General features: G+C 44.7%; 19 protein-coding genes. 10 read left to right on the top strand and 9 right to left on the bottom strand.

The genetic code is table 11. The features are described 5' to 3' along the window. Positions 1 to 1,761: an amidohydrolase gene (locus tag ACXAGV_RS04840; RefSeq protein WP_474872286.1), complete on the top strand. Its 1,761-nt coding sequence runs from the start codon at positions 1 to 3 to the stop codon at positions 1,759 to 1,761. 12 nt (positions 1,762 to 1,773) lie between these two features. Then, positions 1,774 to 2,628, top strand: a complete 855-nt coding sequence (locus ACXAGV_RS04835) for a pirin family protein (RefSeq protein WP_474872285.1) — start codon at positions 1,774 to 1,776, stop codon at positions 2,626 to 2,628. Positions 2,629 to 2,745: 117 nt separating this feature from the next. On the opposite strand, the gene ACXAGV_RS04830 is transcribed toward ACXAGV_RS04835, so the two are convergent. Both ACXAGV_RS04830 and ACXAGV_RS04825 read right to left on the bottom strand, forming a co-directional pair. Next, positions 2,746 to 4,143: a 5-methyltetrahydrofolate--homocysteine methyltransferase gene (locus ACXAGV_RS04830; RefSeq protein ID WP_474872284.1), complete on the bottom strand. Its 1,398-nt coding sequence runs from the start codon at positions 4,141 to 4,143 to the stop codon at positions 2,746 to 2,748. 39 nt (positions 4,144 to 4,182) lie between these two features. Then, positions 4,183 to 6,591: a TonB-dependent receptor gene (locus ACXAGV_RS04825; protein ID WP_474872283.1), complete on the bottom strand. Its 2,409-nt coding sequence runs from the start codon at positions 6,589 to 6,591 to the stop codon at positions 4,183 to 4,185. Positions 6,592 to 6,681: 90 nt separating this feature from the next. Here ACXAGV_RS04825 and ACXAGV_RS04820 point away from each other — a divergent pair, with 90 nt between their 5' ends. The 4 genes from ACXAGV_RS04820 (at position 6,682) to ACXAGV_RS04805 (ending at position 9,774) form a co-directional block, all read left to right on the top strand. Then, the gene (locus ACXAGV_RS04820) at positions 6,682 to 7,344 is read left to right on the top strand and encodes a ZrgA family zinc uptake protein (protein WP_474872282.1); all 663 of its coding nucleotides are present in this window, start codon (positions 6,682 to 6,684) and stop codon (positions 7,342 to 7,344) included. A 71-nt stretch (positions 7,345 to 7,415) separates the two neighbouring features. Further along, positions 7,416 to 7,892, top strand: a complete 477-nt coding sequence (locus ACXAGV_RS04815) for a MerC domain-containing protein (protein ID WP_474872281.1) — start codon at positions 7,416 to 7,418, stop codon at positions 7,890 to 7,892. Between the two features lie 95 nt (positions 7,893 to 7,987). Continuing rightward, positions 7,988 to 8,914, top strand: coding sequence for a GTP cyclohydrolase FolE2 (folE2, locus tag ACXAGV_RS04810; protein WP_474872280.1), 927 nt, complete (start codon positions 7,988 to 7,990; stop codon positions 8,912 to 8,914). Between the two features lie 62 nt (positions 8,915 to 8,976). Beyond that, a complete protein-coding gene (locus ACXAGV_RS04805; protein WP_474872279.1) occupies positions 8,977 to 9,774 on the top strand; it encodes a 5'-nucleotidase, lipoprotein e(P4) family in 798 nt (265 codons plus the stop codon). Positions 9,775 to 9,792: 18 nt separating this feature from the next. On the opposite strand, the gene ACXAGV_RS04800 is transcribed toward ACXAGV_RS04805, so the two are convergent. The 3 genes from ACXAGV_RS04800 to ACXAGV_RS04790 are packed head-to-tail and all read right to left on the bottom strand — an operon-like array spanning position 9,793 to position 11,552. Then, positions 9,793 to 10,518 (bottom strand): DUF3299 domain-containing protein, encoded by a 726-nt coding sequence (locus ACXAGV_RS04800; RefSeq protein WP_474872278.1) that lies wholly within the window; start codon positions 10,516 to 10,518, stop codon positions 9,793 to 9,795. Between the two features lie 15 nt (positions 10,519 to 10,533). Next, complete coding sequence (locus ACXAGV_RS04795) at positions 10,534 to 10,980, bottom strand: hypothetical protein (protein ID WP_474872277.1); 447 nt, start codon at positions 10,978 to 10,980, stop codon at positions 10,534 to 10,536. Positions 10,981 to 10,985: 5 nt separating this feature from the next. After that, on the bottom strand, positions 10,986 to 11,552 hold the full coding sequence (locus ACXAGV_RS04790) for a DUF3299 domain-containing protein (RefSeq protein WP_474872525.1): 567 nt from the start codon (positions 11,550 to 11,552) through the stop codon (positions 10,986 to 10,988). A gap of 210 nt (positions 11,553 to 11,762) precedes the next feature. Between ACXAGV_RS04790 and ACXAGV_RS04785 the strand changes: the two genes are divergently transcribed. Next, positions 11,763 to 13,646, top strand: coding sequence for a tetratricopeptide repeat-containing diguanylate cyclase (locus ACXAGV_RS04785; RefSeq protein ID WP_474872276.1), 1,884 nt, complete (start codon positions 11,763 to 11,765; stop codon positions 13,644 to 13,646). 311 nt (positions 13,647 to 13,957) lie between these two features. On the opposite strand, the gene ACXAGV_RS04780 is transcribed toward ACXAGV_RS04785, so the two are convergent. Continuing rightward, the gene (locus tag ACXAGV_RS04780) at positions 13,958 to 14,140 is read right to left on the bottom strand and encodes a hypothetical protein (RefSeq protein WP_474872275.1); all 183 of its coding nucleotides are present in this window, start codon (positions 14,138 to 14,140) and stop codon (positions 13,958 to 13,960) included. A 284-nt stretch (positions 14,141 to 14,424) separates the two neighbouring features. Here ACXAGV_RS04780 and ACXAGV_RS04775 point away from each other — a divergent pair, with 284 nt between their 5' ends. The 3 genes from ACXAGV_RS04775 to ACXAGV_RS04765 all read left to right on the top strand — a co-directional run bounded on the left by ACXAGV_RS04775 (position 14,425) and on the right by ACXAGV_RS04765 (position 17,172). Beyond that, a complete protein-coding gene (locus ACXAGV_RS04775; RefSeq protein WP_474872524.1) occupies positions 14,425 to 15,588 on the top strand; it encodes an MFS transporter in 1,164 nt (387 codons plus the stop codon). Between the two features lie 417 nt (positions 15,589 to 16,005). Beyond that, entirely contained in the window at positions 16,006 to 16,779 is a 774-nt protein-coding gene (locus ACXAGV_RS04770) for a siderophore-interacting protein (protein WP_474872274.1), read from the top strand. Positions 16,780 to 16,980: 201 nt separating this feature from the next. Next, positions 16,981 to 17,172, top strand: coding sequence for a CsbD family protein (locus ACXAGV_RS04765; RefSeq protein WP_474872273.1), 192 nt, complete (start codon positions 16,981 to 16,983; stop codon positions 17,170 to 17,172). 203 nt (positions 17,173 to 17,375) lie between these two features. On the opposite strand, the gene ACXAGV_RS04760 is transcribed toward ACXAGV_RS04765, so the two are convergent. Genes ACXAGV_RS04760 through ACXAGV_RS04750 form a run of 3 tightly spaced genes read right to left on the bottom strand, consistent with a single transcriptional unit; the run spans position 17,376 to position 19,217 of the window. Further along, positions 17,376 to 17,897: a CC0125/CC1285 family lipoprotein gene (locus ACXAGV_RS04760; protein WP_474872523.1), complete on the bottom strand. Its 522-nt coding sequence runs from the start codon at positions 17,895 to 17,897 to the stop codon at positions 17,376 to 17,378. Next, entirely contained in the window at positions 17,887 to 18,726 is an 840-nt protein-coding gene (locus tag ACXAGV_RS04755; protein ID WP_474872272.1) for an anti-sigma factor, read from the bottom strand. Before ACXAGV_RS04755 ends, ACXAGV_RS04760 begins: the two co-directional genes overlap by 11 nt. Continuing rightward, positions 18,723 to 19,217: an RNA polymerase sigma factor gene (locus tag ACXAGV_RS04750; protein WP_474872271.1), complete on the bottom strand. Its 495-nt coding sequence runs from the start codon at positions 19,215 to 19,217 to the stop codon at positions 18,723 to 18,725. Before ACXAGV_RS04750 ends, ACXAGV_RS04755 begins: the two co-directional genes overlap by 4 nt. Positions 19,218 to 19,313: the final 96 nt, after the last annotated feature.

The following is a 19,313-nucleotide window of genomic DNA, read 5'->3' as shown; positions in this document are numbered from 1 at the left end:
ATGAATTTATTATTGTCACGTTTTTCGATTGTTGCTCTATTGTTTGGCGCTAGCCAGGCAATGGCTGCCCCAGATCTGGTCGTTGTAAATGCAAAAATCACAAATTCGAGCGGCCAAACCTATACGGCTCTTAGCGTAGAAAACGGTAAATTTAGCGCCTTTTCGCAAGATGCCCAACAGCTGCTAGCAGACGCAGATAGCGCCACTCTAGTAATCGATGCAAAAGGACAGCGGCTCATTCCAGGTATTAATGACTCGCATATGCACGTAACGCGTGGAGGACGCTTTTATAATTTAGAAACTCGCTGGGAAGGTATTACAAGCTTGAAAGAAGGCTTAGCCATGCTAGAAGCACAAGCCAAACGCACGCCCAAGGGTCAATGGGTAAGAGTCATTGGAGGTTTCAGCCCTTATCAATTTAAAGAGAAGCGCTTACCTACACCACAAGAGCTTACCGACATCGCGCCAAACACACCGGTATTTGTACTTCATCTTTACTCAGGTGGTGTGCTCAATAAAAAAGGCCTTGAAGCACTGGGAATAGACAAAGACACCCAAGCACCAAAGGGAAGCGTGATAGAGCGAGATGCTAACGGCAACCCCACAGGTGTTTTGCTTGCTCAACCCAACCCAATGATTTTATATAAGACCATTGCCGCGCTGCCTCAGCTAAGCGCAAATGAACAGTTAAATTCCAGTCGACAGTTTTATCGCAAACTACTTAGCCTAGGCGTAACCAGTGTAGTAGACGCAGGCGGCGGTGGCCATACCTTTCCTGAAGACTATACAGCCAGTGAAACCCTTGCCAAGCTCGGTGAGTTACCGATACGGGTTTCTAATTACTTGTTCCCGCAAGTTCCCACTAAAGAAATGGTGAGTTTTGCTACATGGATGAGCAAGTATGAAGCAAATCAAAACCAGCATATTCATTTAGACAATGGCTATGTGATTGAAGGCGGTGGCGAGCTACTCACTTATAAAGCGTCAGACTATGAAAACTTTCGTGCGCCACGCCCTGAACTTCCAGGCGAAGCCGAAGATGCGCTGGAAGAAGTGATTAGGCTTCATCTATTGCAGCAGTGGCCGTTTAGGCTCCATGCCACTTATGACCAATCTATAACACGTATTTTAAACGTACTTGAACATATTCACTCAACACAGCCCGTTGATAGCGTGCGCTGGATTATTGACCACGCCGAGACGGTGTCTGATGAAAATCTCTCGCGCATTAAAGCGTTAGGTGGCTCGATTGCGGTACAAGGCCGTATGGCCTTTGCTGGTGAGGATTTCGTTGAGCGATATGGCGCCGAGCAAGCCAAGCGCACGCCCCCTATAAAGCAAATGCTTAGTGCTGGTATCACAGTGGGCTTAGGCACAGACGGTACCCGCGTTTCAAGTTTTAATCCATGGGCAACCTATTACTGGGCAGTGAGCGGAAAAACCGTGGGTGGTTTTGATTTAGGTACAGAGCATTTAGACAGACTGACAGCCCTTAAGCTATTTACTCAAGGAAGCGCTGCACTATCTGGAGAAGAAAACGTTAAGGGAAGATTACGACCTGGCTTTTACGCTGACTTTGCTATTCTTAACCAGGATATCTTAACAGTAAGTGAAAAGGCATTGCTAAACACACAAGCACAGTTAACTGTCGTAGACGGCAACGTCGTTTTTGCCGATAGACAGCAGTACCCAGAACTCGCAACACCAATAGAAACAGCCGAGCCCGCGTGGTCACCGGTTAACTTCTCCCAACAACGTTAATTGAGAAAGATCATGGCAAAACGAATTTCATCTCACAAAAAAGATTTAGGTGGCTTCTCAGTAAGTCGTATTATTCCGCACGTTGACGCAAGGAGCATTGGCCCATTTGTTTTTGTTGACCATATGGGACCTGCACATTTTCCAGCAGGCAGCGGCATTAACGTTAGGCCCCACCCGCATATAGGACTGGCCACCATTAGTTATTTAATGGAAGGTAGTATGCTGCATAGGGATAGCTTAGGCACTATTCAGGAAATACAGCCTGGCGACGTAAACTGGATGACTGCGGGTAAAGGCATTGTTCACTCTGAGCGAGAGACCATTGAAACCCGAGGCAGTGATCATGTGCTCAACGGTCTACAGTGCTGGGTTGCATTGCCTGAAGAAAAGGCAGATATGGAGCCCAGCTTTATACACGTTAACAAAGCTAAACTGCCTTATATACATCGTGAAAAAGTACTGATGCGACTAATTGCAGGGGAAGCGTACGGCTATACGTCACCGGTTAAGACGTACTCACCCATGTTTTATTTAGATGTGATAACAGAAGCCGGAGCGGTTATTGAGCGTCCGTGTGGCAAATCTCAAACGGCCTGTTACGTTATTTCCGGAAAAGTAAAACTAGGCGATGAAGTTTTCAGCGCTGGCGAGTTTGTCCTTTTGGACGATGAAAGTGAAATTGAAACCATGGAGAACAGTCGCTACTTCCTTTTAGGTGGAGAGAAAATGGAGAAACAACCCATTTTACGTTGGAACTTTTTGGCGTACTCTCAAGAGAAAATAGAAGACGCTGAGGCTCGTTGGGCAAACGGGTTATTCCCAACTATTCCGGGTGACGACCAAGAGTTTATTCCACTGCCTAAATAAAGCTGTTGTTGTAAGCAGGTCTAGCAACAAACTAATGGCTTTAAGCACAAGGTACATTAAAACCAAAAAGAGCAGGCTTATAGCCTGCTCTTTCGTTTACTTAATCACTACTGCGTATTAGTGATCGTGATCGTCGTGCTCGTGTTCTTCAGCAATACCTAACCAAACTGCACCTGCAGGCTCAAAATCTAGTTCAAGCAAGGTTTCCGTGGTCTCGGTTTCCAAATCAACAGCAAGGATAGCTTGCGCAACAGGGTCAACCACAAACAAGGCTTCTTCATGTTGTGATGCTGCCATGCTAAATGACTGGTCATCCGTTAAGTTTGCGGCGCTGGCACTGGCCACATCAATTTTGTGCGCAAACTCCCAGTGAGTGTCACCGTCTTCTTCATGCGCTTCTAGCAGCGTTACAAAACCTTTGTCATCTAGAATAGCAAAGAACTCGCCGCCCATTGAGAAACCGTATGACACTGCATGAGCATCAGTCTCTGGTTGCCAATCAATCACACTCATTGTACTGGTTACGGGCGACACATTAGCTAAAACAGCACTACCACCGCCGTGCTGTGAAGCAATACCGATAAACGCTTCTGCGTGTTCGTGTCCATACATTGTGCCAATGCGCAGGTCGCCAAGCGCATCAATGTTGTCGATAAACGTGCTGGTAAATACTTCATCAGCTTCGTTTAATATTAATACACCGTCGCTACAGCCAAATGCCACAGCGATTTCGTTTTGAGCTGCGCCATGTAAATCAGCACACTCGCCATCAAAGCGTTGCTCTTCTTCGTACTCGCCATCATGCCAATGATATACCGCAACACTGTCTGGCAAGATTGGGTTAGCAGAACGAGACTCTGCATCGTCACGACGTACGGTACTAATCAGCATGTCACCACGAGGTTCTGCGACACCGTGCATGTTTACGGTAAATTCTAAAGTAGGAACGTCTGTAATTTCACTGGCAATTTGCGTGTCAGTTACCACCTTTACCGCTGCAGGCATACTGGTATCGGCGTCACCATCGTAAAATACTGCAAGCTGACCGTCATGCGTGACTACGTGAGTCGGCTGGCTGCCTTCTAGTGTAAAATCAGACAAGCTTGGGGCTTCTTCATAGTCATGAAGGTGTTCTACGTGATCTTCTCGCCATAATCCACCATCAAGAAACTCAGTTAACCCGTTTGCTCGGCTGTTAATTACGGCAAAGCGGTAGTCTGCTGAGGCGCTTACACTACTACCATCATGGGTGGTAGAGAAGGTATCGAGTACTGAATCATCATCTAAATCAAATACAGTGAGCGTATTTGAAGCAGCATCGGCGACTACTAATCTGCCTTCACTTTCTATTTCATAGTCTGAGTCGTGGTCGTCATCGTGATCATGGTCGTCGTGATCATGGTCATCCTCTGGCACCTCAATAGGATCCAGCTCTACAATATTGGTTTCTGCATCACCACAGCCTGCAAGCAAAAGTGCGCTGGCTATGGCGCTTAGTACTAGTCTATTTTTCATGTGTGTATCCCTATCAATAATTCTTTTTTTAAGCTGATCTTAGAAATAACCACGTACGCCGAAAGCAAAGTTTCTACCCGGACGTGGTGCAATATCTTTCAAAAATGAGGTGTGAACGCGCGCTTCTTCGTCTGTGAGGTTTTCACCGCTCAGGTAAACAGATAAGTCGACGTCACCCAATGGAATGTCATAGGTGATTGATGCATCAACAAGGGTGTAACCGTCAGTTTCAGTCTCGAAGTTTGAGATGTCGTCTTGTTTGGCAAAATGCGTAATGTCTAAGTCGGCTCGAATGTTGTCGAGTGTGTAGGCAACATGTGTCCCCACGCGCATAGGCGAGGTACGCGGCAGTGCGCCACCGTCTTTAAGTCGGGCTTTAACGTAATCGGCGAAGAAATCAAGCTTTAGGTTATCCGTGGTTTGCCAAGCAACCTGTAATTCAAAACCATGCAGAATGGCGTCAGCTGAACCAAATAGGTAGACAGGTAATTCATCGCTGTGTTCGTCTTCGCTGTGCTCTTCTTCACCGTGGCCTTCTTCATCGTGAGCATGGTCATGACCACTTTCAGCGAATAAGCCGGTTTCTTCTTGGAAGTAGTAGTTATCTACTTGGTTATAAAAGGCATTAAATACAAAACCAACGTCGCCCTGTGTTTTTCTGAACGTTAGGTCGATGTTGTTTGCTGTCTCAAGATCGATTGCCGTTTGAGAAAGCACAAACTCGCCTTCCTCTGACAAATCAAAGAGGGCGCCAATTTCATAGGTACGGGTGCCAATATGCGGGCCAAAAGAAAGAAGCTCAGAGGCAGAAGGTGCGCGCTCTGAACGGGAAAGTGAAACGCCCACGTTATAGCTTTCATTAATGGTATAAACCACACCCGCTGATAGCGATATAGGTGTAAACTCTTGATCTACCGCGAACTGTCGTACGAACTCGCTGCCTTCATGATCGTGCTCGTCGTGGGCATGCTCATCATGATCATGTCCATCTTCGTGCTCGTGAGCGTCAAGCTCAGGCAACAGCACACTTGATGCGTCTAATGTTACGCTTTCCGCTCGCGCCCCTAATTGAACCAGAAAATCACCAAAGTGACGCTCTTCCATGAGTGCTACAGCAAACATCTCCATTTCTGAAGGCGGTGTAAAGGCTTCTTCGCCTTGAGCAAATACATCGCTCCCTTTGTAATGAAGGCTGATACCACCGCGCCAGCCAGCCATGGGTTTATGCAATAACTCTACGCGGAGTTCTTCGGTTTCATTACTAAAAGTGGTACCTACTAAACCGCCCTCAACTTCAGCATGTTCATAATCGGTATAGCCCGCTCTAAAGTGAACACTTTGCAAAAAGTCATTAGTAAAGTTGTACTCACCTAAAAGCTGATACTTAGTTTGCTCAAGATCAGCGAATACCGAAGTATCTCCGCCGTGACTGTGCCCAGGCACGCCATACTCTCGCTCAAACCGCTCTACCGCTACGCCAACATAGCCTTGGTCGAATAAGTAGCTGGTCCCTAACGTAAACCCACTCGATTCTTCGTTACTGTTTTCAACCACATGGGCGCCATCCGGGTCATCAATGTCAGGGGCAACAGGTGTTTCATAATCATTTGAATCGCGATAAAAACCGTCAGCATAGAAGGCCACGTTGTCCACGCCAGTAGTCACGTTAAACGTTCCAAGCTTCTGGTCGTTAACGGTTTGCGTTTCTAATACAAATTCACCGCGCGTTTCAGTGGACGTGGGCACACGTTGGTCAACTACGTTTACCACACCGCCTATCGCACCGCTTCCGAAGAACAGAGTTGCTGGCCCACGCAGCACTTCAATTTGTTTAGCGGTCGATGCTTCACTTGCTACTGCGTGGTCGGGGCCAACGCGGGAAACGTCGCTCACATCCAAGCCATTTTGAGTAATCAGCACCCGTGGTCCGCTAAGGCCACGAATAATTGGCGTGCTCGCAACATTGCCATGGAAGTTAGACTGTACGCCGGGTAATTTTTCTAGCGTATCGCCCAGCGTGGCCGCTTGTTGCCGACGTAAGGTTTCGCCAGATAACACGCTCACTGGAGTGGCCGATTCCATCACCGATAAATGCATAGGCGTGGCGTGCACATCAATGACTTCGATAGCACTGCGCGCCAAAACAAAGTTAGCGCCACCCGCGCTGTCAGATTGAACTTGCGTATGCTCATGTAAGTGAGCAAAGCCAGAGGCGAATATGTGAAGCGTATAGTCGCCCTCCTTTACGTCAGAGAAAGTAAACTCGCCCAGCTCGTTAGTGCTGGTAACACGCTTTAGCGCCTCAATTTCAACAGTGGCATTGGCGAGCGGCTTTCCGGCTGCATTAGTTACCGTGCCAGAAAGTGTTTGTGCCAGCGCTGACGGAGATGCTAATAGCAACGCAGGCGCTGAAAGCGATAAGCCTAACGCCAATCGAGACAGTTTCATTATTCTAACCTCTGAATTTGTGTAATGTGATAATGTATCAACTTTATTTTTATGGTATGTTATATTGTAACGTTTACGCAAGAGGTAAAAATGAAAACCATTTCTATTACGTGGAAGAATTCACAAAAAGCGCTACGCGCCTCTTCAACTTTTCTTAAGGTAGGTACTTTTGTCGGACTAAACTTGGCTGGGATGAGTATCAACGCTGTTCATGCTGCGCCTCATACTCACGGCGAAGGCAAACTACAAATCCTACAAGCGGGAAGTGAGTGGCAGTTTGTGCTGCAGCTGCCTGCTGCTGATGTTCTGGGGTTTGAATACGCGCCATCCACGACTAGCGATAAAAAACGTTATGAAGAAACGCAAAATGTTTTTCAGCGCTTTGACGACATTTTTACCCTAAGCAATACGTGTGAATTACTCGATACCACACTTGAAAGCCCATGGGACGTAGCTAACGAGCATGACGAGCATGACGAGCATGACGAGCATGACGAGCATGACGAGCATGACGAGCATGACGAGCATGACGAGCATGAAAGTGAACACGAAGGCCATGCCCATCGCAACACGCATTCTGATTTTCGTGTCGCATATTTGCTTAGTTGCCAAGGCCCCGTAAAGCGTATTGAGATGACAGGGTTTCCCCATTGGCCAAGCCTGCAGCATGTTAATGCAATTTGGGTAACCAACAAAGGACAAGGCGCACTGGAGATAACTCCAAGTCAGCCAACCTTACTGATAAGCAGCTAGTTATATTTTTTACTCTCTCAGGCGCAAGCTTCACTCATTATAGCTGCGCCATAGCAATTTTCGGACATATTATGAATTCGATATATCAAGGAAGCAGCGCAATGCCAAAAGTGCAGTTCATTTCAGACAGGCTCGCTATGCTCCTTTCATCCCTTTGCGTAATACATTGTTTATTGACGCCTATTTTATTGATTTCCATACCTGCATTGGCAAGTGTGTCAATGCTCAATGATGAAACCTTCCATCAAATATTGCTGTTCTTCGTGTTACCCATTGGGGTTCTTGCACTTTCACTAGGCTACCTACATCACAAAAATAAGTGGGTAGTATTTGCTGGCGTTTTTGGCCTAACACTTTTAAGTAGTCCGCTGCTCGTTGAGTGGATAGGCTTAGGACACGAAGTGCTAGGTGAATATGGTGAAGTGATAATCACGGTAATCGCATCGTTTATTATCGTTGGTGCGCACCTGATTAACTATAGGCTTAGGTCGACCGTACAGGTGCCTATTTGCGAAGAGCGCGAGACCACCCAATCACAACCCTATTAGTTTCATCATCACCTCAAAAGCGGGTAATTCTTATCTAGCGACGCTCGCAATATTAGTGATGTAAGCCGTTTTTGAGGTCTCATTCAGAGGTTATTTTGTCTAGTTTCAATCATTCCGACACGGTACTTCCCGATGTCACTACAGAGCATTCCACTGCGCAACTTCCTGTTATTGATAGTGTAGGCATGCAGGGCATTGCTATTCCTCTGCACGTGCTAGGTAAGCGCGGTGAGCGATTAGCCAGCCAAGCAAAAGTCGATGTAACAGTGAGTTTAGATCACCCCAATGCTAAAGGCATTCACATGTCTCGCTTGTACAGCTTGCTGCAGCGATATTTGAGCAACCAAGACTTAGATAAGTCGGCACTTGTGTCGTTAATGAATGCGCTTATCGAGTCTCAAGATGGGCTGAGCAACAGCGCCCAGCTTAATCTACACTTTGACCTCACCGTGTCGCGTCCGGCGCTCATAAGTAGGATGTCAGGGTATCAATCGTACCCCGCTTCACTTTGCGTAAGGCGTTCACCTGAACGTTATGAGGCACAGCTTAAGTTAAGAGTACCGTACTCTAGTACTTGTCCTTGTTCGGCCTCACTCTCTCGCAAGGCGTTATCAGAAGTGTTTGTGCAGCTATTCGAAGGAAAAGATTTATCTGTAGAAGAAATGGGCGCTTGGCTCGCTTCTAAACAAGCCAGCATCGCCACGGCGCATGCACAGCGTTCCTTTGCCGATATAACCCTAGATTTAAGCGACAACGAGATCCCCGATTTTGTTGGCATTATAGACTTGGTAGAAAACGCGTTAGGCACACCGCTTCAAACCGCAGTTAAGCGTGAAGATGAACAGGCGTTTGCCAAGCGTAATGCTGAAAACCTAATGTTTGTAGAAGATTCGGTAAGGCGACTGCATAAAGCGTTAAGTACGTATTACCAAGCTACCTATTTTCGTGTAAAAGTAGAGCATCAAGAAAGTCTGCACGCACACGACGCCATTGCTGAAACATCTGGCCCAGTTCATCGATAAGCTCAGACACCAATTGGTTGTTGGAGCAGGTAGACAGAAGAAACGATAAAAGGAAAATAACATTGTTATCTCTTAACAAGCTCTCTTTCATCAGCAAAGCAGCGTGCATAGGCGCTGCAGTATCAGCTATTGCGGCGTGCTCGTCTGCGCCATCAACCCCGCTTGCTGGTGTAAAATCACACCCTCTGTCAAATGCCGTGATATACCAAACCAGCAGCAAAGAATATCCTGTTCTTTCAAGTTTTGTGTATGGCCAAGCTATTTCAGCGCTACCTACGCGTTTTGCTAATGGCGATGTTGTGGTGATGGATGTTGATGAAACCGTGCTAGACAATAGCACCTATCAAAAAGAACGGGAAAGTGCTGGCTTGGGATATTCTTCACAAAGCTGGGCCGAATGGGTAAAACGTGAAGAAGCCACACTGGTGCCTGGTGTAGCCACTTTCATCGATGAAGTTGTTGCACGAAATGGCAAGGTGGCGCTTATTACGAATCGCGATAAAACGCTTGATAAGCACACGTGGAATAATCTTTTGGCACAAGGTTTACCGCTGACCACCAGCAATACCTGCGTAGTTGGCCGTACTGCTGAAGATAAAAAAGCAGTCGGGCAAGATGGTATGGTTAATGACAAAGACTTGCGAAGAATGCAGCTTATTAACGGCAAAATAGCTTGCTCAAATACATCTAACAAGACAGCATCAGCCTGGTCGGCTCCTCACACTATTGTCATGCAAATTGGTGACAACATTGAAGATGTGGGCGGCGTAACCCAAGAATCTGCCAACGTTGAGTTGCTCATGCCACGAGTGGGCGCAGAGATTTTTATTCTGCCAAACCCCATGTACGGTTCTTGGTAAACCATTGATAAAGTAAAATCAACGAATGTCGCTTTCTATATGGAAAGCGCCGTTCGTTAAATTAGCGTTGTCATCGTTAATGCCATTTCCCAGCCCTGAAAAGGGCTTAATTTCTACCACGTCCAGTAAGTAAGCGGATGTGCCCTGAGGGTCTTCATACAACCCGGTAGAAAACTCACCTGAGAACGTATACGCCTGCTGGATGTCTATTCCTCTAATACCGCCTTGCTCTTGGGTATTATTCAACGAAACAAACACAATTTGATTCGGTGGCGGAGGTGGGTAATGAATGCACGCGCCGAAATAAGGGACAATGAAGAACGCCGTTATTTCTCGCTGTGCATTTGCTTCTACAGGCACAATAAACCCGCTGAGTTCGACGTACTTGCCGTTAAATGTATCAACTGTATTCACCGAAATTAGCGCTTGCTGGTATTCATCGTCAAACGTGCGTTGAATAGACTGAAATACTTGTTCATGAAGGGGTAAATTTTGTTGAGAACTCTGAGTAGACTGGGCTTTACCCAGTAACACTTTTTCAGCTTCAGGTAGCAAGGCATCCCAAGATAAAACTTGATATTGTTGGGTTTCCTGCAGTCGCGTGCTGTCTTGATAAATGACAACGTCACTGTTGAAAAATCCGATAAGGCCGTTAAGTTTGCCATTAAGCCCTAAACCAACTAATGCACCTAATGCGGCGAATGCGATGAGGAAAGACAGTAAAGCAAAAGAGGGGCGCTTCATTTTTTGAGTCAGCGCCTAACTCGCTAGAATTTTTACTTTGCGCGTATAAGTGACTGGCACATTCTTTTTAAGCGCATAGACTTTTAATACAAGTTCGTGCGTGCCTTCTTCTTGTGCCTGAAAGCTAATGGCTTGTTCGCCCTTTGTAGACGGCAGAGAAAAGCGCTGCGGCGAAAGTAGCGTTACGCCATCACTTGCCATCACATCTACACTCACTTCTTTATAGTTCGAAGGAATGGTAAATCGCAGAGGTACAGCAGACGCTTCAAGCTTTGCCACTTCATGCTTCCTATCGATATTAAGGGAGATAAGTGGCTCCTTAGCTGCCGCTAAATGCTGTTGCATCATGGGGTGTTGAAAGCCAAACTGCATGTTTCCCATACCTGCATGTAGTTCACACGCAGTGCTATGAAATGCTATAAGACTTGACAAAACGGTAGCTGCAACGACTGTTTTTTTCATATCAGTTACTCCTCGTAAAGCGCGAAGCTGTCTAGCACTAACGAATAGGCAGATGTACCTAGTGCGCTTTCGTGGTTGTCTATTTTTACCGTGCCTTCAAACCAATAAGGGTCGTACAAGTTCTCAACTACAATGCCTTCTTTGTATTCAACATACAAAATTTGATTTGGCGGCGGTGGCGGCATGTGTAAGCAAGCCCCAAAATACGGTACAACGAAAAAGGCGGTGGCTTTTTGTTCTTCGTTTTGCTCTAAAGGTACAATAAAGCCGGGGATGCGGATGGCTTTACCATCAAATCCATCTATCACCCGAGTAGATACTAACGCTTGTTGGTATCGCTGCGCTTGCTCGTCTTCTAGCTGCTTTGAAGCAAAGTCATCGACAGAGTCAGCGGCAGATCCATCGGCAATATCGTTTAAAAACTCAGGTCGGTTTAAAAGCGCGCTCAAATCGTCCTCGGGCATAAGGGCAACCCAGTCAATTTCCTCGTAATCGGCGGCTTGGGTTTGGCTTAATGTGCTAATTAAAATCAATAGTGCAGCAACTAAACCCAATTTAACGCTAGTGTGCATAGCAAAAAATTTCACAAAGATGACCTAATATATTATTCAACAATCACGTTATAACATATCACAACGTAGTGAATTGTGATAAACGTTTATCCTTTTAAAACGTTGTTTAAAGGCCTTGGTTATTAATTTTTTTCTTGTATTCTCACGCAACCTTAAAATAAAGCTATAGTTATTTGAGAGAAAACCTGAAAGCAGACGGAAAGCCTTCACATGCCCAAACTTGGTTTCATCGCCCTAACCTTTTTGATGACCTTCTTTTTTTTAAATAAATTAGCAATTGCTAATACTCAATTAAACTTGGCACCTAACGATGACGTTATAAAGGGCATTAAAGCACTGCATCGTAATCCAGAAATAGAAATGACTAAGTTAAAAACCTTATTAGAAGAAAATGACGCTCACCCTGAGCGCCACAAATGGCTTTATTTGTATGCACTGGGCAAGGAAAAACGCGGTGAATATGATGCAGCACTAAACTTAGTGGAAGCTGGTTTACGCAACATCAATACAGAAGGTTTGATGCGGCAACGCCTGAAGATGCTACAAGCAAAGATTTACGCTAATACTGGCGAAGTAATGACTGCGATAAAGCTACTTAATTCAGTAAAGAAGTGGTCTATCAACAATGGCATCATACAATTAAACATTGGCGTTATTATGACGCTCGGCACAGTCTTTGAAAGCATACAAGAACACCAATTAGCGCTGGATAACTACTTGGTGGCCTATGAAATGGCCGTACAGTTTAAAACGCAAATTTCAGCACCTCATATTGCCGGGTTAATTGGAACTGTTTATTTAGAACTGTCTAGATATGAAGATGCAAGAAACTATTTACTAGAAGCTTATGACTTTTCGAAAAAGAAAAACAATGCACTGGTCCAAGGGCGCTTCGCCGAAAAAATTGCGCTAGTAGAATACGAATTATTAGATGCCGAGAGCTCAGAAGAATATTTCGACCAAGCCAAAGAGATTGCCCAACGTAGTAAAGACACACCTTTACTAGCCCGCTCACTGCTAGGAAAAGGAAAATTGTTGCTACGCCAAGCAGACAAAGAAAAAAGTATTGAGGTTGTCCGCTCTTACTACGAAACGGCCCTTTTACTCGCCAGCAACTTAGATAACAAGACCCTTTATTTTGACGCACTGCTTGCTCTCTCGAAGCTGGCGCTTTCCAATGGAGATATCGATGTAGCCTTGTTGCGATTGGAAGAGGCCGAAGCGTTATTGAAAGGAAAAAAGCCGGGACAGCAAAACCTTAAGGCGGCGCACCTTAGATTGTCGATTATGGAAACTAGCAATAACGAGCGATCACAAATTAATGCGCTTAAAAATTTTATCTCGCTTAGTGGGACAGTCTCACAATCACTCGACAAATCAAGGGTTCAAGTCATCAGGACGCTATACGAATTAGACGAAATTCAAGAGGAAAATACTAATTTAAAAAAGGTAACTCGACTACAAGCTGAAAAACTCAATCTCAATAAACAGCGCAACTACCTTTTTGGAGCCTTGGCAGGGCTTCTATTCCTTCTAAGTATATCGCTTTTTCTGCTATACGCTAAACGCATTCGCTACCAGAGGAGATTGGAAAAATTAGCAACAACAGATTCACTAACGCGCTTCTTCAATAGAGGTAAAACCTTAGAACTGCTAGATGCTCAAATTAATAACCTTGCACAGAATGGCGATGAATTTTGTGTGGCCATGCTAGACATCGATTTCTTTAAAATAATAAACGATAAATACGGACATAAGGTGGGCGACGATGCATTACGTCTATTTTCCAAGGTCGCGCGTGAACACTTCACTGACAATGTATTAATGGGACGCTTAGGCGGAGAGGAGTTTCTATTTATTTTCGATAAAATTTCGTTAAAAGAGGCGCTCGCTTCCCTCGACGTGTTTCGCTGCTCATTAAAAGAAACTTCTCAAGATGAACTATCTAATGAAATTAAACTCACCTTTTCAGCAGGTTTAATGGCTATATCAGCCTCGCAAAGCGTCACCTCTGTTTTGGAAAATACAGACATAGCACTCTACCAAGCCAAAGAGTCTGGTAGGGGCAAAACCGTAATATTTAATTGTTTGTAATTTGAGACATGTCACTAGGAAAAATATTCACATCTTTTCTCATTGCACCTTTCAATATATTTTCAGCTTTTCTAAAAAAACAAAATTACCCATAAAATTCAACATCTTAAAAAAATAAAAAGAGAAATGGCACAACCTGGCACAGATCACGCATAATCTATACTAACGAATAAGTGCAGAACGTAATTTGTAGCCAGGACGGCTTTAGCGACGGAGAGGCCAGATTACGTAAATACCAAAGACTGAAGGTGACGACATAGGAAGTATATGGAATGGTCACCAAGGATAAAAGGATGAGTCAGTGTTAGAGATTAAAGGATACCTGTGGCGCATTCGTTAAATTGCTGGTCGATGATGAGGTTAGGTAAAAGATAACCTAAATAAACTCGCAGGATGCAAGGCTCTTGATTCATAAGGATTGCGAACAAGCACTGAGTACCTACATCGCAAGCACTGACAATGATGTCTCGTGCAGCAAGGGACTGTTGACCCAATTTGGATTCGTTGAACGTACGTGTGTGTTGCTTCAGCGAGACCATAGTGAGGACACTGGTAATGTCGTCGATATTATTAGTGAGTTGTCACCCGACGACATTCCTCTCCCCTCAAAGGCCCATCCCGGCCTTTACATACCTCTGATTTTGGCCCGCCTTTGGCGGGCATTTTTTTATCCTCAATTGTGATAAAATATTATCGACGTTCGCCACCTACCTAAAGAGCTACCTGCGTGATATCGCCTTCAGCATCTTCTACTGTCTTTAAAGTGCTTTTTTGTGCCCTGCTCGCTACGTCTGTTGGTCAGAGTGTTATGTTAACCACATTACCTTCTATGGGACGTCAGGCTGACCTGTCTGAGTTTCACATAGCCACAATTATGTCGAGTTCAGCGCTAATTTTCGCGTTTGGCACCAATGTGTGGAGCAAAGTGGCAAAGCGCGCTGGGTTTAAGCGAATTCTGATGGTGGGGCTAACTGGCTATAGCTTGGGAACATTTGCCTTTGCTAGCGCCTGGATGACAGGGTTTTCGGGCTTAATTAGCGGCACCAATTTGTTTCTGGCGTTATTAATAAGTCGCAGTTTACAATCCACTATAATGTCTGCAACCCCGCCATCTGCCGTGGGTTACGCTGTCGCAATAAGTACTCCCCAAAACAGAGTTAGTGCCATTAGTAAAGTGACCTCAGCGAGTAATGTAGGGCAGATTTTCGGTCCAGCTTATGCAGGGTTATTGGTGGGGTTTGGCTTATTAGCTCCGCTGTACAGTATTGTTTTATTAACCTTGTTAGCACTGACGTTGGTGTATTTTAAGCTGCCAGTTTTACCCCCTTTATCTAAGCAACAGACAGCTGTGCATACGAGCGAAGACCACCAAGCTCCCACCAAAGTGCCTTATGTGTTTGTTGCTGCGTGTATTTGCGTGTTCTGCGCTATGGCAATGATGCAGCAGTCGCTAGGCTTCTTTTTTATTGATTTTTATCATTACACGCCCGTTGAAGCTGCACGACAAGTAGGATTTGCAATGATGATCAGTGCCGCAGCGTCTCTTACTGCACAATTTGGATGGGTTCAAAGAGGACGTGTAAGTAAAGAGACTATGATCTCGCTGGCACTTCCTATATTGGGTCTAGCTTACTTGTTGCTCTTCCTTCAACACTCATTGTTTTTGCTTTATATCGCCATGTCATTAATGGGGTTAGGTATGGGTATGGCCTACCCATCATTAGCCGCAGCCGCAACAACCTATTGCGCACCTTCTCAACAAGCGACTATTACCGGGTTAATTACAGCCACAACCGCCATGGGCTATGTTATAGGACCACCACTCGCAGCAGTGATATACCAAGTTAACATTGCCTTGCCTTTCGCTGTAGCGTCAGTGCTAATTGCCCTGACCACTTGTGTAGTCTACATAACGCTGCAAAGAGCTGGCCGTCGTGAATAGGATTTAAAGGCCTATACCAAAGGCGCGCAACTGTTGTTTAATCGATGCTTTTCAAAGGTATTTATTTTTTTACCATTTATTTTTAAAAAAGCGGAACCTTTTCAAAATTAGGCTATCTTACTTAATACATAAAGTCGTTGAGTGTGCGTCTTTGTGGTGTGTAAATGTGTTTTCCAAGTTATGTTGTGGTTTTTTAAGGGGCTTTTTAGCCCCTTTTCTTTTGCCGCTATTTTCCACACTAGTACCTCTCAAAAACGGCATTTCGATGCACTTATCGAAGAATTGTAGTCAGTTTTAGCAATGCCCTGTCTTTAATCGAAAAAATAGAATTTAACAGACTCTATCGTTCCACCTTAAGAAATAGTAATGAGAATCATTATCAGATAAAGTTTTCATTACACTTTTAAGGAGAAGCCAATGTCTAAACCTCAACCCCGCCAAGCAGTTGTTACGCAATCTGTTCGTATAACCCCTACTATGCAGCGAGTCTTTTTAGGCGGTGAAGACCTTCGCACTTTTCCAGCAGTAACTGCCGGTGCTTACATAAAGCTGATGTTCGATAAAAGCGGAAACCCGCTTAACAAACCTACAGATATGGGCCAAGTGGCAATGCGCACTTATACGGTTGCTCACTTTGATGCGGACAAACCTGAAATGGTTTTGGATATGGTTATTCACGCAGATAACGGAAAGACTGGGCCTGCTTCAGCGTGGGCGACCAGTGCTAAACCCGGTGACGTTATTACATTGGCAGGTCCAGGCTCTAGCAAAGGATTAAGCGAACATTATGACTGGATATTGCTGGCAGGCGATATGACCGCTCTTCCTAGTATTAGAAATCACTTAGCGGCACTTCCCTCTGATGCCAAAGGCTATGCCGTGATCCGTATTGAAGACGAAAGAGACGCAGTGGAGCTTAAAAAACCTGAGGGTATTGAGGTGATATGGGAGTTTGAAAACACCTTATCTAATCGCCTTACTCAGCTTAATTGGCTAGAGGGTACACCCGCAGTTTGGGTGGCGTGCGAATTCTCTGATATGCGCACTATAAGAACATGGCTAAAAGATGACAAAGCCATAGCGCATAAGAACATTTACATTAGTAGCTATTGGAAAAAAGGTCGTAGCGAAGATCAGCACAAGATAGAAAAGAAACAAGATAGTGAAGCCTTTGCAAAAACGTTAGCCTGACATAGCTTCAGTGAGCCTGTAGTGTTTTCAAGCGTTTGTAAGTTCTGCATAAAGAGTCTTAGACTTACCATTTACAAGATACAATAAAAGCCAATGTTTTCAATGAAATAAACCATGGAACATCATTTGCTCTAAGTAAAATAGCTGGCGAATATTATTGCCAGTGTTTTCAACCAATTGTTTAGATAAGGAGAGCAAATTATGAACAGTGATCGTATTGAAGGTAATTGGAAAGAAATGAAAGGTAAAGTACAGCAGAAATGGGGCAAACTTACCGATGACGACTTAGATGTTATAGACGGTCGTCGCGAAGAATTAGTAGGGAAAATTCAGCAAGAGTACGGCAAAACCCGTGATGAGGCTGAAAAAGAAGTAGACGAGTACTTCAACTAATATCTTAGGTTTTCTTCAGTGCTCGAACAAGAGAGTGCTTGTTAGCAAGCGTAAACGTTTGCTAATGTAAAATTAAGAAGGGCCGCAACTTTACGCTGCGGCCCTTCTTGTTTGTTCAGCCTATGAATGCATAACGCTGATACTTTAGAAGACCGATTTCACCTAAATACCACCCGAATTTAATGAATGGCCGGTAAAATACATTACTGTTCTATATTCGGCTGAAGATTTTCACGTACTTCCCTTGCATCAAAACTGGTCGCTGATGAAGGGCGCGTGCCTTTACCTAATTCAATGTTTAGAATGCTCTCAATCTCACTCTTTTGGGAACCACCCACAAATACACCGGTTTCAAATTGAGTAGTCGGGTGATAAGAAGTGCGGCATGTAAGCACACCACAATCGGTAACTCGTGCGTACCGCTGGCTAAACCCAGCGGTAGGTGTGGTTTGAACCGTCTCTTTATCGACTAGCGTTTCGCGGTCGGTAACAACAAACCAGTCGTAACCTTCTAGAAGCGTAAGCTCAGCGGCACGCAGCATAGCATAGTCCATAGCTTTGGCCTTATCTGTTCCTTTAGCTTTAAAATGCACACGGTATTGTGTGTCACTCAGTTTGCTTTCGGTATAGCCAAAACCACCTTGCTTTGCTTGTCTATAGTCAGGTTGGCTTGCACAGCCCGCCATAATTATTACCGCAATGACTAACATAATCTTAGTTTTCATCATTTACTCCTTTGGCCTTATCAGATAGCCAAGTTGCTTCTATTGCGTTTTTTTCTTGCTCTCGGTTTAATGGCGCCGATGCCATCATTTTATCTAGCTCATCTTCCAGTGATTTGGCGCTAGTAGCCGTTTGATATTCACCTGCCATTTTGCTTACCTCATCCAATTTGCTAGCGGCAAGCTGCCATGTACCCTGCTTATCTTTACATGCGATCATTACACTTAGTTCATCTTGTGATGCTACTTCAGCTTGTCGGCAGTAGTTGAATTCAGTGTTTAAAAAAGACAACTGTGGCGTTACCGCAACGCCGGATACAAACGAGGTAGTTTCACCCGAAAGATTTTCATCGAGCACAGACGAAACGTTAGCCCAATGAGAAGGTTGTGCTGTTTCAACCCCTTGTTGATTAAAAAATACTAAGCCTGCTAATACCGCTACACTCGCCGCTATTGCAAAAGGTCCTTTCCACTTTGTTTGCCCACCAAGCCCATTATTAGTTACGTCCACTTTCTTTGGAAACGGCTTAACATTTTCCGCAAAACTCTGATTTGACGAGCTTTCGCTAGCTAAGCTCATGCCAGAAGCCTGTATTTCGCTTTCTTGGCTCAGCTGTTTTTCATCACTCAAAAGGGCTACGATTTCTTTAGGTAGCGCAACTGCAGTCGCCTTTTCTGCCGCTACTTTTACTACTCTGTCTACTTCTGCAAGTGCGGCGAGTCGGTCAGAAATGGATGCATCTTGCGCTATCGCTTCACGGACTGTGTCCATCTCTGCTGTGTTTAACTCTCCATCTAAAAACGCAGAGAGTTTCTCGTCAGTTAAGATCACGATAGCACCTCTTTTTGCCCGTTTAATAAGTTTGATATCTTCACTCTTGCTCTGGCTAGGCGGCTCATGATGGTCCCTGCTGGCACTTGTAAAACTTCAGAAGCATCGGCGTAACTCATTCCTTGTACCGCCACTAAAGAAAGGGTTTCTCTTTGCTCACATGGTAGCTCGTCCATGGCACTGGAAACCTGTTTTAACGTTATCGCTTGCGTCACCGCCTCATCCATATTTAATTGATGTGCAGACTGCGCTTCATGAGAAAGAACATCGCAGGCATTAGCACGTACTTTCTTCGCTCTGTACTCGTCTATCCAGCAATTACGACACACTCTAAATGCCCATGCCATTAAAGTCACTTGTTCAGGGATCGGTTTACTAAGTAATCTTTCAAGCGTGTTCTGAAGTAAATCATCAGCATCATGTATGTTTCCCGTCAACGAATATGCGAATTTTCGCAATGACGGGACGAGTTCTGTCAACTCATCTTTCATTTTCATGTACCTTCGTGAAGATTTCCATTATCAATACTCTTTTAACGAGCCACTGTTATTTTTATTCCGCTGCATTGCATCTTTTTTTCAATGGTA

It is taken from the genome of Alteromonas sp. ABH4_453, from assembly GCF_056160665.1.
Note: the sequence above shows the minus strand (reverse complement) of the source record. Positions and strands in the feature narration are given on the sequence as shown.

Excerpts from the sequence above, each read along its gene's own strand:
- ACXAGV_RS04840 (WP_474872286.1), top strand. The coding sequence starts at position 1 with ATGAATTTATTATTGTCACGTTTTTCGATTGTTGCTCTATTGTTTGGC.
- ACXAGV_RS04835 (WP_474872285.1), top strand. The coding sequence starts at position 1,774 with ATGGCAAAACGAATTTCATCTCACAAAAAAGATTTAGGTGGCTTCTCA.
- ACXAGV_RS04830 (WP_474872284.1), bottom strand. The coding sequence starts at position 4,143 with ATGAAAAATAGACTAGTACTAAGCGCCATAGCCAGCGCACTTTTGCTT.
- ACXAGV_RS04825 (WP_474872283.1), bottom strand. The coding sequence starts at position 6,591 with ATGAAACTGTCTCGATTGGCGTTAGGCTTATCGCTTTCAGCGCCTGCG.
- ACXAGV_RS04820 (WP_474872282.1), top strand. The coding sequence starts at position 6,682 with ATGAAAACCATTTCTATTACGTGGAAGAATTCACAAAAAGCGCTACGC.
- ACXAGV_RS04815 (WP_474872281.1), top strand. The coding sequence starts at position 7,416 with ATGAATTCGATATATCAAGGAAGCAGCGCAATGCCAAAAGTGCAGTTC.
- ACXAGV_RS04800 (WP_474872278.1), bottom strand. The coding sequence starts at position 10,518 with ATGAAGCGCCCCTCTTTTGCTTTACTGTCTTTCCTCATCGCATTCGCC.
- ACXAGV_RS04795 (WP_474872277.1), bottom strand. The coding sequence starts at position 10,980 with ATGAAAAAAACAGTCGTTGCAGCTACCGTTTTGTCAAGTCTTATAGCA.
- ACXAGV_RS04790 (WP_474872525.1), bottom strand. The coding sequence starts at position 11,552 with ATGCACACTAGCGTTAAATTGGGTTTAGTTGCTGCACTATTGATTTTA.
- ACXAGV_RS04785 (WP_474872276.1), top strand. The coding sequence starts at position 11,763 with ATGCCCAAACTTGGTTTCATCGCCCTAACCTTTTTGATGACCTTCTTT.
- ACXAGV_RS04770 (WP_474872274.1), top strand. The coding sequence starts at position 16,006 with ATGTCTAAACCTCAACCCCGCCAAGCAGTTGTTACGCAATCTGTTCGT.
- ACXAGV_RS04765 (WP_474872273.1), top strand. The coding sequence starts at position 16,981 with ATGAACAGTGATCGTATTGAAGGTAATTGGAAAGAAATGAAAGGTAAA.
- ACXAGV_RS04760 (WP_474872523.1), bottom strand. The coding sequence starts at position 17,897 with ATGAAAACTAAGATTATGTTAGTCATTGCGGTAATAATTATGGCGGGC.
- ACXAGV_RS04750 (WP_474872271.1), bottom strand. The coding sequence starts at position 19,217 with ATGAAAGATGAGTTGACAGAACTCGTCCCGTCATTGCGAAAATTCGCA.